Annotated in this window: 16 protein-coding genes; 5 read left to right on the top strand and 11 right to left on the bottom strand. The window is 62.0% G+C overall.

All coding sequences use genetic code 11. From position 1 onward, the window contains the following. The coding region (locus IBX59_RS13590; protein ID WP_296376475.1) for an ABC transporter substrate-binding protein at positions 1–1,357 on the bottom strand (1,357 nt) is incomplete at its 3' end. A 162-nt stretch (positions 1,358–1,519) separates the two neighbouring features. Here IBX59_RS13590 and IBX59_RS13595 point away from each other — a divergent pair. Then, positions 1,520–2,503 carry a 2-dehydropantoate 2-reductase gene (locus IBX59_RS13595; RefSeq protein WP_296376478.1) on the top strand — a complete coding sequence of 328 codons (984 nt, stop codon included), beginning with the start codon at positions 1,520–1,522 and terminating at the stop codon, positions 2,501–2,503. Here IBX59_RS13595 and IBX59_RS13600 read toward each other — a convergent pair. The 4 genes from IBX59_RS13600 to IBX59_RS13615 are packed head-to-tail and all read right to left on the bottom strand — an operon-like array spanning position 2,485 to position 5,391. Continuing rightward, complete coding sequence (locus IBX59_RS13600) at positions 2,485–3,231, bottom strand: SDR family oxidoreductase (protein ID WP_296376480.1); 747 nt, start codon at positions 3,229–3,231, stop codon at positions 2,485–2,487. The two genes, IBX59_RS13595 and IBX59_RS13600, sit on opposite strands and share 19 nt — an antisense overlap. 15 nt (positions 3,232–3,246) lie before the next feature. Then, entirely contained in the window at positions 3,247–3,606 is a 360-nt protein-coding gene (locus IBX59_RS13605; RefSeq protein WP_296376482.1) for a hypothetical protein, read from the bottom strand. Positions 3,607–3,610: 4 nt separating this feature from the next. Further along, positions 3,611–4,558: an aldo/keto reductase gene (locus tag IBX59_RS13610; RefSeq protein ID WP_296376484.1), complete on the bottom strand. Its 948-nt coding sequence runs from the start codon at positions 4,556–4,558 to the stop codon at positions 3,611–3,613. Beyond that, positions 4,558–5,391, bottom strand: a complete 834-nt coding sequence (locus IBX59_RS13615; RefSeq protein WP_296376486.1) for an alpha/beta hydrolase — start codon at positions 5,389–5,391, stop codon at positions 4,558–4,560. The genes IBX59_RS13610 and IBX59_RS13615 overlap by 1 nt, the downstream gene beginning before the upstream one ends. Positions 5,392–5,475: 84 nt before the next feature. On the opposite strand from IBX59_RS13615, the gene IBX59_RS13620 reads away from it, so the two are divergent. Next, positions 5,476–5,793: a hypothetical protein gene (locus IBX59_RS13620; protein WP_296376488.1), complete on the top strand. Its 318-nt coding sequence runs from the start codon at positions 5,476–5,478 to the stop codon at positions 5,791–5,793. Here IBX59_RS13620 and IBX59_RS13625 read toward each other — a convergent pair. From IBX59_RS13625 to IBX59_RS13650, 6 genes are all read right to left on the bottom strand, one after another. Then, positions 5,778–6,320, bottom strand: coding sequence for a TRAP transporter small permease (locus IBX59_RS13625; protein WP_296376490.1), 543 nt, complete (start codon positions 6,318–6,320; stop codon positions 5,778–5,780). The two genes, IBX59_RS13620 and IBX59_RS13625, sit on opposite strands and share 16 nt — an antisense overlap. Continuing rightward, complete coding sequence (locus tag IBX59_RS13630) at positions 6,317–7,618, bottom strand: TRAP transporter large permease (RefSeq protein ID WP_296376493.1); 1,302 nt, start codon at positions 7,616–7,618, stop codon at positions 6,317–6,319. Before IBX59_RS13630 ends, IBX59_RS13625 begins: the two co-directional genes overlap by 4 nt. A gap of 67 nt (positions 7,619–7,685) precedes the next feature. Next, the gene (locus tag IBX59_RS13635; RefSeq protein WP_296376495.1) at positions 7,686–8,705 is read right to left on the bottom strand and encodes a TRAP transporter substrate-binding protein; all 1,020 of its coding nucleotides are present in this window, start codon (positions 8,703–8,705) and stop codon (positions 7,686–7,688) included. A gap of 154 nt (positions 8,706–8,859) precedes the next feature. Further along, the gene (locus IBX59_RS13640; RefSeq protein WP_296376497.1) at positions 8,860–9,876 is read right to left on the bottom strand and encodes a LacI family DNA-binding transcriptional regulator; all 1,017 of its coding nucleotides are present in this window, start codon (positions 9,874–9,876) and stop codon (positions 8,860–8,862) included. Between the two features lie 58 nt (positions 9,877–9,934). Beyond that, positions 9,935–10,840 (bottom strand): NAD(P)-dependent oxidoreductase, encoded by a 906-nt coding sequence (locus IBX59_RS13645; RefSeq protein ID WP_296376499.1) that lies wholly within the window; start codon positions 10,838–10,840, stop codon positions 9,935–9,937. Between the two features lie 27 nt (positions 10,841–10,867). Continuing rightward, positions 10,868–11,623: an SDR family oxidoreductase gene (locus tag IBX59_RS13650; RefSeq protein WP_296376501.1), complete on the bottom strand. Its 756-nt coding sequence runs from the start codon at positions 11,621–11,623 to the stop codon at positions 10,868–10,870. 107 nt (positions 11,624–11,730) lie between these two features. Here IBX59_RS13650 and IBX59_RS13655 point away from each other — a divergent pair, with 107 nt between their 5' ends. From IBX59_RS13655 to IBX59_RS13665, 3 genes are all read left to right on the top strand, one after another. Continuing rightward, on the top strand, positions 11,731–12,678 hold the full coding sequence (locus IBX59_RS13655; RefSeq protein WP_296376503.1) for a 2-hydroxyacid dehydrogenase: 948 nt from the start codon (positions 11,731–11,733) through the stop codon (positions 12,676–12,678). Next, the gene (locus tag IBX59_RS13660) at positions 12,678–13,715 is read left to right on the top strand and encodes an L-idonate 5-dehydrogenase (protein WP_296376504.1); all 1,038 of its coding nucleotides are present in this window, start codon (positions 12,678–12,680) and stop codon (positions 13,713–13,715) included. The genes IBX59_RS13655 and IBX59_RS13660 overlap by 1 nt, the downstream gene beginning before the upstream one ends. A gap of 7 nt (positions 13,716–13,722) precedes the next feature. Further along, positions 13,723–14,400, top strand: a 678-nt coding sequence (locus IBX59_RS13665; protein WP_296376506.1) for a sugar kinase, incomplete at its 3' end; no start/stop codon positions are given.

The following is a 14,400-nucleotide window of genomic DNA, read 5'->3' on the forward strand; positions in this document are numbered from 1 at the left end:
CCGGGTCTTCGTAGTTCACATTTGGACGTCCCGAGCTGGCGTAATAGTTGCCAATCCCCACCGCGCTGGGTTTCACCGGCATGTTGCGCATCGGGTGGAACATCCGCGCTTCGCGGGCACGGCGCAGCGCGCCAAGACCGGCCCAGTCCAGTTCCACGATTTCGGTCTGGAAACCGGCCTCGTCCAGGAAAACCTGCATCAGTTCCGCCATGGTTGGAAATTCGGGGTTGCCGGCAAGGTTGGATGACAGGATCGGGATCACGGGATTTTCGAACGCGTCAGGATAATTCGCATCGGCCAGCAGTTCCCGAACGCGATTCAGATCGTATCCGTAATGTTCCTCGAATTTATCGGCCAGATCGGCGCGATAGCCTTCGTGGCGCGGGTCCATCCCGAATACGGGCAGGATCGTGGCGCGCCCGTCATACAGCACGTTGATCACCGCTTCGCGGTCGATTGAACGGTTGATGGCTTCGCGGATGCGGATATCGAGCCAGGGCAGCGTCGGGTCAAGCTTGTCGTCGCCTTCGGTCAGGAAGGTGCCGTTGAACAGCATCGCGGTCTGGTTTGCGGCATTGGTGGACCCGATCGCCACGAACCCTGCATTGATCGCGTCGGGCTGCAATTCGCGTGGCAGCACGGCCATATCCACTTCGCGCGACAGCAGCGTTGCCAGCGCGGTGGCAGGTTCCCCGATAAAGCGCAGCACCAGCTGTTCGACATTGGCATCGCGGCCCGACCAGTGGTTTTCGACCCGTTCAAAGGTCAGGCCCTGCCCGACATCGCGCTGCACGAACTGGAATTCACCGGTGCCAGCGGGGCGGGCATCGTAGCCTTCCAGCCCTTCGGCGTCATATTGTGCCTTGCTGTAGATCACCAGCGAGCCACGCCCGCCATGTGCAAAAAGAAAATCAATCTGTGGGCTGGGCAAGGTGAATTTCACAGTGCGATCGTCCAGCGCCTCGACCGTCACATCCTTGAGCTGTGCAACCCCGATCAGCGTGCTGTCTTCGCCGGTATGCAGCGCATGGCTATGGACCACATCGGCGGCGGTCACAGGGCCATAGCCGAAATGGAATTCCGCGCCTTCATGCAGGGTAAAGGTCCATTCGGTGAAATCGTCGTTATGCGTCCAGCTTTCGGCAAGCCCGGAATTGTCATAAAGCCCGGTGACCGGATCATGACCGACCAGACCCTGCATCGACGGGCCAAGGTTGAAATCGCCTGGCGTGTTCCAATAACGATTGGTTTCCACTGATGGCGGCGACATCGCGATGGTCATCGTCTGCGCGGATGTCAGGACAGTCGTGCCCAGCAGGGCCACGAGACTGATACCAGCTAGTCTTGTCAGTTTCATGTTTTCCTCCTCCAAGGGTATCGGCAACGCGGGACAGATGTTTTCACAAATAATAGTAGTGAAACCTGTTTTCTACGGCCACTGATAACGTTATCATGTGCGGGCAAACAGGGTTGTGTCAATGTAATTGTTGATCTGACCGGATATAACTGGAGAACAGGAATGCGCATTGCGATACTGGGGGCGGGCGCGACAGGGGGCCTGTTGGCCGTGGCCTTGGCCGAAGCGGGGCATGACGTGTCGATCCTTGTCAGGGGGCCGCATCTGGATGCGATCCGCACGGACGGGCTGTGCCTGCGCGACCTGTCAGGACAAGAGACAGTGATCCGTCTGCACGCGACAGATGACCCTGCACAGCTTGGGCCGCAAGATGTGCTGATCACCACCCTGAAAGCCCCAGCGCTTGCGCCTGTTATCCGCGCCTTGCCAAGCGCGCTGCGTGGGCTGCCCGTCATCATGGCGATGAACGGGGTGTTCTGGTGGTATGGGATCGGGTTCCAGCCGCAGGGCGCACCGCTTGATTGTGCGCTGCTTGACCCCAGCGCGACGCTTGCGGGGGTGCTGGATGCTGCGCAGGTTCAGGGGGCAATCATCTATGCCACCAATCAGGTGGTCGCGCCCGGTGTGGTGCAGAACCGCAGCGCGTCCAACCGTTTCGTGATTGGCGGGCCTGTGCCCGGTGACCTGTCGGGCAGGCTTGCCACCGGTCTGACCAGCCCGCGCGCGGAATTTGCCGTGGCCGAGGATATCCGCCGCCAGATGTGGCACAAATTGCTGCGCAACCTGTCATCGGCGCCGCTATCGGTGCTGACCGGCGCGCGCGTGCGCGAGATCAATGAAACCGCTGAGACAGCCCGGCTGGCGCGGGCGCTGTTTCTGGAAGGGGCGGCCATTGCCGCACGCCACGGTTTTGCCGGGCTGGGGGACGAGGTTGATGCCGTCATCGCGCCCGGCAAGGGGGCGCTGCAAGTGCCGTCGATGCGGCAGGATTTCGACCTTGGCCGCCCGATGGAGATCGATTCGATGCTGGGGATCGTGCAGCAATTTGCCCGCGCGGCGGATGTGGCGACACCGGTTCTGGATACGGTGCTGCCACTGGTGGTTCTGGCCGCGCAGACGGCGGGGTGCTATCCGCGCCCCACATAGGGCATTTTCGTCGCCATGATGGTCATGAACTGGACATTGGCCGCAAGCGGCAGGCTGGCCATGTGCAGCACCGCGTCGGCCACATGCGCCACGTCCATCACCGGCTCTGGCTTCAATGTGCCATCGGCTTGCGGCACGCCCTTGGACATTGCGTCGGTCATGTCGGATGCCGCATTGCCAATATCGATCTGCCCGCAGGCAATGTCATGCTTGCGCCCGTCCAGCGACAGGGTGCGCGTCAGCCCGGTGATCGCGGTTTTCGATGTGGTATAGGGTACCGACCCCACCCGCGGCACATGCGCTGAAATCGAACCGTTGTTGATGATCCGCCCGCCCTTGGGATCTTGGGCGCGCATCATGCCAAAGGCGCCGCGCGCAATCAGAAAGGCCCCGTCAAGGTTGACCGACACGACACGCCGCCAGTCTTCCCATGCGATATCGGCGATTTCGGTCGCGGGCAGGCTGATGCCGGCATTGTTGAACACCACATCCAGCCGCCCGTAACGGTCTTTGATGGCGGCGAACAGCCCGTCCACCTGATCGGGGTCGGACACATCGCACGCATGCACCAGCGTGTGGTCTGGCGCGGCCTTGGCCACCGTTTCCAGTGCTTCGCGCCCGCGCGCGGCCAGCACCACATGATGCCCGGCCGCAAGGAACGCCTGCGCGCAGGCCCGCCCGATGCCCTGACTGGCGCCGGTGATCAGCACGATTTTGGATTCTGTCATAGCGTTATCTCCTGTTCAGGCCGGTTTCGCGACAAGCGTGCCTGTCGGGATGGGCAATTGATCGGCAGCAAAGACCGTATGGAACACATGCCCGTCGAACATGTCGAACAAGGGCTGCGATGCGGCCTTGCTGGCATAGCGTATGTCGGACTCGAGCGCTGCGGCAATCGCGTCGCGGGATGGAAATTTCATCGCGATGACCAGTTCCAGATGCGTATCGGGGCGGTCGCTTTCGACCTCGCGCAGCAGGCGCACTTCTTCGACATGCGGGAAACGGGTCCAGAGCGCATGAAGCTCTGCCTTGATATGGGCGTCAAACGCCTCTTGCTGGCCGGGCTTCACATGGCCCTGAAAAAATGCGCAGCGCACAAACATCGGGTTATCCTTTCGGTTGGGTCATCTCGTCAAACAGCTGTTTCACCCGCGCCACTGTCACGTCATCAGGCTGCACGCCCTGCACGTGGTCGCACAGTTCATGCACCTGTGTTTCGCTATTCAGCCCCACGATGACACTGGCGCAGCTGTCCAGCATCAGCGGAAAGCGGATGGCGAAACGGGTCATGTCCTGCGCAGCCTCTGGCAGCAGCGTGGCAAGGCGGGCGCGATGGTCGAAATGAGCTGCGTATTTCGGCTTGGCCAGCCGGTGACCGGCGGGCAGGGCGGCCTGATCGGCATAACGGCTGGTCAGAACCCCTTCAAACAGCGGGCGGATCGCCAGAAACCCCTGACCGCGGGCAGCGGCGGCCTGAATGACGGGCAGCATTTCCATCTCGATCGGGTTGTAATAGGCGATCAGGGCGCGATTTCCGGGAATGTCCAGCGCGGCCTCGGCGCTTTGGGGAAAATAGGGAAAACAGCCCATATGCGCAACTTTGCCCTTGTCGCGTAGGCGTTCGAAACTTTCGGCCACCGCGTCGCGGATTCCGGCCAGCAGCGTCAGGCGCGGGGGGTCTTCATGCGGGCGGCAGCGCCACATCCATTGCACCAGCGCGATCCGGTCGGTGCATAATTCGCGCAAGGCGGCGTCGATATGCGCTTCCAGTTTTGCGGGGTCAAAACCGCCGTCATCCCAGTCGGGCACAGGGGCCTTGATGACATGCAGCAGATCATGGCGCCTGGGGTGGTCGCGCAGCACCGGCGTCATCAGCCAGCGCACGCCATATTCATAGCTGGAGTGAATGAAATTCACACCGCGATCTATCGCCGCGCGCAGGGCACGCTGGTGTTGCGCCACGGCGGGGTCATCCTGCGTTTGTGGCGCGCGCATCGGGCCATAGCAGATGACAGAGACATCCAGATCCGTTCCCAAAAGGCGGCGTTTGTCCATCAGGCGGTTCCCAACTCTTTTGCAAAGGCTGCCAGATCGGCGATAAAGCGGTCGGGGTATTCCGCGTGCAGCGAATGCCCGCCATTGTCATAGGTCGCGGTGCGGGCATCGGGCAGGCGGGCGGTCAGTTCGTCTACATCGGGCTGGATGCGGAACAGCCGGTCCTGCAATCCCGTCATCACCAGCACCGGCAGCGCCAGATCCTGCCACGCGATATCCCACTGCGCCTGTTTCACGCCTTCGGCCAGACGCCGGCGCGGGTGATCCGCAGGCCAGGGGGTGTACCCTTCTGGCGGCAGATGGGTGGCGCGCAGCTTTTCCAACTGGTCCACGCCCGACAGCACCGGCCGCAGCACATCCAGCACAAGGGGCATGCCCCCCATGCCGATCAGCCGTTCTTCCAATGTGTTGATCCATTCCACCTGCGCGTTCTGCTTGCGCAGCGTGTTGATCAGCACCAGCCCGTCGGCCTGCGCGCCCGCAAGCAGGGCCGACGCACCAAACAGCCCGCCAATCGACAGGCCCACCAGAATGGGCCGCACAGGCGCAACGCGGGCCAGAACGACCCCTGTATCGGCAATGATTTCAGCTGGCGTCAGGGTCGCGTCGGGGCCAAAGCGGGTTTGCCCCTGCCCGCGATAATCATAGCTGAGCGTGCCAAACCCCTGCGCGCGCAAGGCAGGGGCAAGGGCGTCTTCCCATACGCCCGTCTGCGCGCCCATCGCGTTCAGAAACACGAATGTTGCCTTGCCCGCCTGCGGGGCGTGATGGATCACATGAATTGCGTTTTCCGGGTCAAGGTCCAGAAATTGCGTCGCATCAGTGTCGGACATGGGGGCAGCCTTTGTCAGTTTTCTGCTTTCCCCGATGCTATGATATCGTTATCATTTCCGCAAGAGCGAAGATAGGAGAACGCCATGTTCACACGCAGCGCCATATTTTGTGGCCGTATCCATGCCGGGATGGAAGACGCCTTTTTCGAGGCTGTCCGCACGCGTCTTTTGCCCGCGTGGCAACAGATGTTGCACGCGCAGGAGGTGCGGCTTTATCGCCCGCTAGAGGCCGAAGCCCCGGCGGCGGATGTCTTTTTGGTGCAGGAAATCGACTATCCGTCGCGCGCGGCGATTGCCGCGGCGCTGGCATCCGATCGCAGGCTGGCGGCAATGGAGGCGGTGGCGTCGGTCCAGCATATGTATCAGGGCAGCCACCACCATATCATCTATGAAAGGCTCTGATCGTCCCCCCGCGCGCCATGGATCAATTCATCCAGGGCCCGCAGGGCCAGCACCAGCGACTGGATGATCAGCAAACCACCGCCCACCGGCATGGCCAGCCGCCCCAGCGCCACCGGGAAATAGCTGGATGGGCTGGTCTGGCCTGCGCCAAGGTCCACAAAGTGGATCCCGTATTTCAGCAGAAAATAGCCAAATCCGGCGACCACCAGATTGACCAGCAGGACATGAAAGATGCGCACCCGGCCAAAAAGCCGGTCAGACAGCAGATCGACTTTTAGATGAAAGCCCATGCGCAAGCAAACCGCAGTGCCGATCATCGCGATATAGCCCGACAGATAGACGGCCAGTTCCTCGACCCAGGGCAGCGGGAAATTCACGACATAGCGCACGGCGACTTGCAGCAGCAGCATGGCCAGCACACCCAGAAGGGCGGCCCCCATCGCAATGCGGGCCAAGGTATCAATACCCTGTGCTATGCGGTCCATGGCGTCGATCGCACGGCGCAGCGCAGGGGGTTGCGTGGTCATCGCGCGGTTCCTCCCAGGTCGAAAAAGGCCGGAAGAGTCTCGGAAATGGCAGGCACCAACAGGATGATCACCGCCAGCACGATTTCAAGAATGATCATCGGCCACATGTATTTCAGGATATCAGGCATCGAACAGCGCCCGATCAGGCAGGCGGTCAGCAGCGCGCCACCCACCGGCGGGGTCAGATGGCCGACCCCCAGCACGATGATGATGATCAGCGCGGTATGCACGGGCGAAAAGCCAAGCTGATAGAAAATCGGGATGATGATCGGGCCAAACAGCAGGATATTCGCTGTGCGCCCGACAAACATGCCCGCAATCAGCAGCACCACGATGATCAGCGATACAATCACAAAGGGGCTTTGCGATATGGTGGTCAGCGCCCCCAGCACGGCCTGCGGGATATGCTGGATCGCCACGATATAGGAAAACGACAGCCCCACGCCCGAGATGATCAGCACCGCAGCCGAGGTGATAGCGGCAGACACAAGGATCGGCCCCATTTCGGTAACCTTGATCGAGCGGTAAACCACCAGCGTCATGATCAGCGCATAAAGCACGGCGACGGCGGCGGCCTCGACCGTGGTGAAAATACCGCCGAAAATCCCGATCAGGATGATGGCGGGCATCCCCAGCGGCGCAAGCCCTTCACGCAGCGCCACCCAGACCTGACGCAGATTGGCCCGCAGGTGCAGCGGCAGGCTGTATTTGCGCGCCATGACATAGGCCAGGATCATATAGGCAATCGCCATGAAGGCCCCGACACTGACACCGGCGGCGAACAGTGCGCTGACAGGCACGCCGAACACCGCCCCGTAAACCACCATCACGATGGACGGCGGCAAGGTGGGCGACAGCGTGGCCGATTGCGCAGTGATCGCGGCGGCATAGCCGCGCGGATAACCATCCTTGACCATGGCGGGCACCACGGTAGACCCCATCGCCGCGATATCGGCCTGCCCAGAGCCGGAAATACCGGCAAAAAACACGCTGGACAGGATATTGACCTGCGCCAGACCGCCACGCAGATGTCCCACAAAGGCGCGCGCGACATCCAGCAACTTGTCGATCAGCCTGCCCCGGACCATGATCTCGCCTGCCAGAATGAACATCGGCACGGCCAGAAAGGTAAAGGACGTCACACCGTTGAAGATACGCTGATTGATGATGATCAGTGTCGATTCCCGCCCGGTGTCGATGAAATGCACAAGGGTCGAAAGCCCCATGGCGGCAAAGATCGGCACACCCAGCAGGATGCCAACGATCAGGACGGCAAGCAGCAGAAAAATGATGACCATAAGGCAGCTATCCCGTTGGGAAAGCCGACCGGCCTGAAACCGGTCGACGCTATTTCAAAAGCAGGGATCAGCGCGCGCGGATTGCGTCGATGGACGCCTGCACGCGTTCAGCAAAATCCGCATCCAGATTGTCAGCAATGAATTGCTGCCCGACAGGGAAAGCCACTTCTTGCCAGACCGCTGCCTCGGCTGGCGACAGCACGCTGATCGTGGCGCCGCTGGCCGCCGCATCGCGCAGCGCGTCCAGTTCGGCCGTCATCGCCGCACCGTTCTGGATGATGATTGACAGATCGGATGCCGCGCTGATGATCTCGCGCTGTGCATCGGTCAGGCTTTGCCAGAACTCTTCGTTGACCAGATAGGCCATGTAGGAAAAGCTGTGGCCGGTCATCGTGATATTGCCCAGCAGATCGACATGGCCCGCGCTCATCGCGCCTGACAGGCTGCCTTCGGTGGCGTCGATGATCCCGGTTTGCAGGCCCTGATTGCGTTCAGACCCCGACAGGCCCACGACCGACCCGATGCCAAGCCCTTGCCAGACCGCAATGTTCAGTGGCCCCGGCGGCACGCGCAGTTTGACCGGCCCCAGATCAGAGGGCAGGCGGATCGGTCCATGTTTCGAATAAAGGTTACGCACCGAATTTTCCGCCGCACCGAGGAACCGGATCGTATTGCCCGACCGCGCCAGAATATGGTCGCGCACATATGCGACCAGATCCTGATCGCGCATCAGCGCATAGAATTCGTTGCGGTTGGCGAACAGATAGGGCGCATCGAACATCTGCACATTTGGTGCGATCGCCGAAAGGCCGTGAATGCCCACCACATAAAATTCCAGTTCCCCCAACCGCATCTGGTCAACCACATCGCGGTCGCTGCCCAGCGTGCCGTGGATCACCAGATTGACCTGGATTTCCCCCGCCGATTGCCCTTCGACAATGGCCTTGAAGGCTTCGGCGGCGACCACGGAACTGGGGTTTTCGGAATGCGCATATGTCATCTGGGTTTGCGCCAGCGCGGGGTTTGCAAGCATCAGCCCGGCAACCCCGGCAACAGCAACCCTGCGCAACAAAGATGGTAACGTCATCGGTTCTCCTCCCTTATGATAACGTTATCATTCACAAAGAACACCATCTGCGTCAAATGTTTTCTGTGCTTGTGTGACAGGAATACAGTGCGCAGGCAGGGTTTTCGATGACGGGCCTGCCGGTCAGGAAAACGCCCCCGGCAGCACGGCGTGCCTAGATAGAGGATTCACGCAACAGTAAACGCGGCGCCAGATGATCCAGCACGGGTTCGGGCGCGTCACCATCCAGCACACGGCAGATCAGCCGCGCCACACGCGCGCCGATATCCTTGGGCGAGGGGTCAATCGTCGTGATGGAGGGCACGCAGATTGCGCCCACTTCGAAATTGCCGAAACCCGCGATGGAAATCTGCCCGGGCACGGCAATGCCCCGGCGCTGGCAGGCACTCAGCGCGCCGAAGGCCGACAGATCCGACACGCAGATCACGGCTTGCGTATCTGGCGCGGTATCCAGCAGACGCGCCATGACCTCTGCCCCCTCGCGCATCGAAATCGGCGGTGGCCCGGCAGCAATCAGGCGGGTGGCGTCCAGTCCATGACGTTGCATTGCGGCGACAAATCCGCGCCGCCGGTCCAACCCGCGCGTATCGCGATCCGTATCGCCGCCGACAAAGGCAATGCGTGTCAGACCCTTGGCAACAAAGTGATCCACCATCGACTGCACGGCCTGCGCATTGGAAAAGCCGATCACATGATGCAGCGGGTTTTCCGGAAGATCCCAGGTCTCGATCACCGGAACATGCGCGTTTTCCAGCAAGCGCCGACAGCGCGGCGTATGCGTGCCGCCGGTCACAACCACGGCCAGCGGCTTGCGGCGCAGCAACTGCGCGATCAGCCGTTCTTCTTCGTGCATGTCATAATTGGTATAGCCCAAAAGAATTTGCAGGCCCCGCGGTTTCAGACCTTCATTCAGCGCCCCCACAGTGTCAGCGAAATTGGCATTATTGATCGACGGGATCGTGACGGCCACAAAATCTGATTTCTGCGACCGCAGGCTAGAGGCGGTGCTGTCAAGCACATAGCCCAATTCATCGGCCGCTTTCAGAATACGGGCGCGCGTGTCTTCGCTGACAAGACCGTCACTCTTGAGCGCACGACTGACCGTCATGGGCGACACACCGGCCTTGCGCGCCACATCTGTCATCGTCGGGAGTTTGCGGGCATGGTCCATAATGTTTCGCTAGCGTGGCTTGGGCGCGCAATCCAGCCCGACAAGGCCTGTCGCGCACTTATCCCGCATTGTTGTTGGAAACGGGCAACGGCTTGCCCGCACCAGTGAAAAACTCCATCAGCGCGGCCTGATCTTCCCCGCCAAGCCCGGCGGCGGTCAGCATCCGGTGAATTTCGGCGCAAAGGGCTGTCAGAGGCATGGCCGTGTTGCTCAGCCGCGCCAGGTCTTGCGCGCCGTCCAGATCCTTGACCATATTGTCGATCCGGCCCGTGCGGCGGTAATCGCGCGCGGCATAGCGCGGCATGTATTCCTGCAACAACGCGGAATCCGCCCGCCCCCCGCGCAGCGCCTGCGGGATGCGGCTGGCATCAACGCCCGCCGCTTCGGCCAATGCGGTGGCTTCGGCCACGGCCATGAACCCCAGACCACACAGCACCTGATTGATCAGTTTCGTGGTCTGTCCGGCCCCCACTGGCCCCATATGCGTCTGGTTGGCGGCGACATTGGCCAGCACGGCCTGCGCGCGGGCGACATCGGCCGCGGGGCCGCCCTGCATCAGCGTCAGGTCGCCCGTGGCGGCCTTGGGGATGCCGCCCGACAGGGGGCTATCCACCCATCCAAGCCCTTTTTCCGCCGCGCGCGCGGCCAGCGCCTGGGTTGCTGTCGGGTCGATCGAGGACATGTCGATGATCAGTGTGCCGCTTGCCGCACCCGCAGCCACGCCCGCCGGCCCGAACACCGCCGCATCGACAATGCCCGCGCTGTTCAGGCTCAGGATGACCGCATCCGCGCCCTTGGCCGCCTCTGCGCCGCTGCTGGCCGCTTGCGCGCCCCTGGCGACCAGCGCCGCCACCTTTTGCGGGTCAAGGTCGAAGACCGTCAGCACGGTGCCGGTTTCAACCAGCCGCGCACCAATCGCGCCCCCCATGGCGCCTGCGCCGATCAGGGCGATTTTCATGGTCATGCCATTCTCCTGTCTGCTGCGACGTGATCAAAGCGACGCGGTGATACCGCCATCGACAAAAAGCGTGTGCCCATTGACAAAACTTGCCGCGTCCGACGCCAGAAAGATACAGGCGCCCTGCAATTCCTCGACATTGCCCCAGCGTCCGGCAGGGGTGCGTTTGGCCAGCCATGCGGAAAATTCCGGGTCCGCGACCAGTGCCGCATTCAGCGGCGTGTCGAAATAGCCCGGCGCGATAGCGTTACAGTTCAACCCAAGCGACGCCCAATCGGTCGCCATGCCCTTGGTCAGGTTGGCAACCGCGCCCTTGGTGGCCGTGTAGGGCGCGATGCCGGGACGGGCCAGCAGGGTCTGGACACTGGCGATATTGATGATGTGTCCCTTGCCGCGCGCAATCATGTGGCGCGCCACCGCCTGCCCCACATGAAACACGCTGGCGATATTGGTTTGCAAAAGCTTTTCAAACATGTCGGCGGGGAAATCCTGCAAGGGGGTGCGGTGCTGCATGCCGGCATTGTTGACCAGAATGTCGATGGCGCCATGCGCGGCCTCGAACCCGTCAACGGCGCTGCGCACGTCGTCATGTCGGGTCACGTCAAAGGCCAGCGTCATCGCGCCCGGAATGGTTGCGGCAGCATCGGCGAGCTTTGCCTTGTCGCGCCCGTTCAGCACGACCTGCGCGCCCGCCTGCGCCAAACCTTGCGCCAGGGCATAGCCGATCCCCTGCGACGAACCTGTGATCAGGGCGCGTTTTCCAGTCAGGTCGAACAAATCATACGTCATGCGGGTTTCCTTCTGTTTTTGCTGGACAAGTCAAGTTCGCGGCGATTATGTTAACGTTATCACCAAAGGTCAACGTCTAAAAATTTCCCAGCAAAACGGATTGTCGCATGTCAAAGCCGCATATTCTACAGATGGGCCAGTTACCCGAATGGGACCAAGGCCCGCTGAACGACGCCTATCAGGTGCACCGCTATTTCGACGCACCCGACAAGGCCGCGTTTCTGGCCGAGACAGGCCCACAGGTGCGTGCCATCGCCACCCGCGGTGATCTGGGGGCAAGCGCAGACGTCATCGCGGCCTGCCCGGCGCTGGAAATCATCGCGGTCTATGGTGTTGGTTATGACGCGGTAGACCTTGCCGCCTGCGCCGCGCGCGACATTGCCGTGACCAACACGCCCGATGTGCTGACCGATGATTGTGCAGACCTTGCGCTGGGGATGTGGCTGGCACTGTCGCGCGGTATTGTGCCCGCCGAAGGGTGGGCGCGGTCGGGCGACTGGGCCGCCAAGGGCGGATTTGCGTTGCAACATCGCGCCTGCGGCAAGCGTGCGGGCATTCTGGGCCTTGGCCGGATCGGCATGGCGGTGGGGCAGCGCCTGCAAGGCTTTGACATGCAGATCGCCTATAGTGCGCGCGCGCCAAAGGCAGGGTGCGACGACTGGCGTTTCATTGCCGATGCCACCGCACTTGCGGAACAATCCGATGTGCTGTTCGTCACGCTGGCCGCAACCCCCGCAACGCGCCATATCGTCAATGCCGGGGTGCTGGATGCGCTTGGTCCTGACGGGCTTCTGGTCAATATTTCCCGCGCGCAGAATGTCGATGAAACGGCCTTGCTGGACGCGCTTGAACAGGGAAAACTGCGGGGTGCCGCGCTTGATGTATTCGAGGGCGAACCGAAGCTGAATCCGCGTTTCACAGCACTGGACAATGTGCTGCTGCAACCCCACCACGCCAGTGGCACGTTTGAAACCCGCCGCGCCATGGGCCAGTTGATGCGCGACAATCTGACCGCGCATTTCGCCGGCCACCCACTTTTGACACAGGTGCAATGATGAAAGCTATCGTGATCCATGCCGCCAAGGATTTGCGGATTGAAAACCATGACCCCGAACCGCTTGGCCCCGACCAGCTGCGGCTGCGGCTGGCCACAGGCGGGGTCTGCGGGTCTGACCTGCATTATTACCACAACGGCGGGTTTGGCGCGGTGCGTCTGCGCGAACCCATGGTGCTGGGCCACGAGGTATCCGCCTATGTTGCGGAATGCGGGCCGGGGGTGACAGGTTTTACCCTGGGCCAACTGGTTGCCGTATCCCCCAGCCGGCCATGTGGCGCTTGCCGCTATTGCCTTGAAGGCTTGCCCAACCAATGCCTGAACATGCGCTTTTACGGCTCTGCCATGCCATTCCCGCATATTCAGGGCGCGTTCCGCGAGGAACTGATCGCAGACGCCACGCAATGCGTCGATGCCACCGGCCTGACCGCAGGCGAGGCCGCGATGGCCGAACCCTTGGCCGTGACATTGCACGCCACAGCGCGCGCCGGGCAGATGGTGGGCAAACGTGTGCTGGTCACGGGCTGCGGGCCGATTGGTGTGCTGGCGATCCTGAGCGCGCGCCGCGCCGGGGCGGCGGAAATCGTGGCCACCGATCTGTCGGATTTCACGCTGGACATGGCGCGCGCCTGCGGGGCCGATGATACCATCAACATGGCCAAAACGCCCGACGCCTTGGACCGTTACACCGCCGACAAGGGCCATTTCGACGTGCTTTATGAATGCACAGGCGTCGCACAGGCGCTGGCCGGTGGCATCGGCGCGCTGCGCCCGCGCGGGGTGATCCTGCAACTTGGCCTTGGCGGCGACATGTCCCTGCCGATGATGGCCATCACCGCCAAGGAACTGGAATTGCGCGGTTCGTTCCGGTTTCACCCCGAATTTGCAACCGGCATCGCGCTGATGCAAAAGGGTCTGATCGATGTGAAACCCCTGATCACGCAGACAGTGCCGCTGTCCGACGCCGAGCGCGCGTTCAAGCTGGCCTCTGATCGCAGTCAGGCAATGAAAGCCCAGATCTGCTTTGCAGAGGCATAAGGACGGCATGACACAAGAACCGCGCATCTTTCTGGGGCTTGGTGAATGTATGGTCGAACTTGCCCCCACCCCTGACGGCACTTTGCAGCAGGGGTTTGCCGGCGATGTGTTCAATACGCTTTGGTATGCCGCACAGACATTGGGGCCGGGCTGGGCCGTCCGGTTTCAGACGGCGCTGGGGGCGGATGCGCTGTCAGACGAATTGGTGCGTTTTGCGCAGGATGCGGGCATTGATTGTTCCACCGTGCCACGTTTGGCCGGCGCGATGCCCGGCCTTTACATGATCCGCCTGAAAGATGGCGAACGCAGTTTCCTTTACTGGCGCGGGCAATCCGCTGCGCGGCGGATGATGGAAAACGCGGGTCTGGTGGCCGCGCAGATGGCCGGGGCGGGCGTGGTCTATCTGTCAGGGATCACACTGGCTATCCTGCCACCTGACGCGCGCGCAGCACTGACCGGGATGATGGCGCAGGCGCGCGCGGGCGGCGCGCTGATCGTGTTCGACCCAAACATCCGCCCCGCACTTTGGGACAGCCCCGACATCATGCGCCGCGCACTGACAGATGCCGCATCTGCCGCCACACTGGTCTTGCCAAGCTTTGACGACGAGGCCAGCGCCTTTGGCGATGCAAGCCCCGCGCAGACCGCCGCGCGCTACCACAGCGGGGGGGCGTCAATCGTGGTG

The organism is Yoonia sp. (assembly GCF_014859355.1).
In the GTDB taxonomy this organism is placed as follows: Bacteria; Pseudomonadota; Alphaproteobacteria; order Rhodobacterales; family Rhodobacteraceae; genus Yoonia.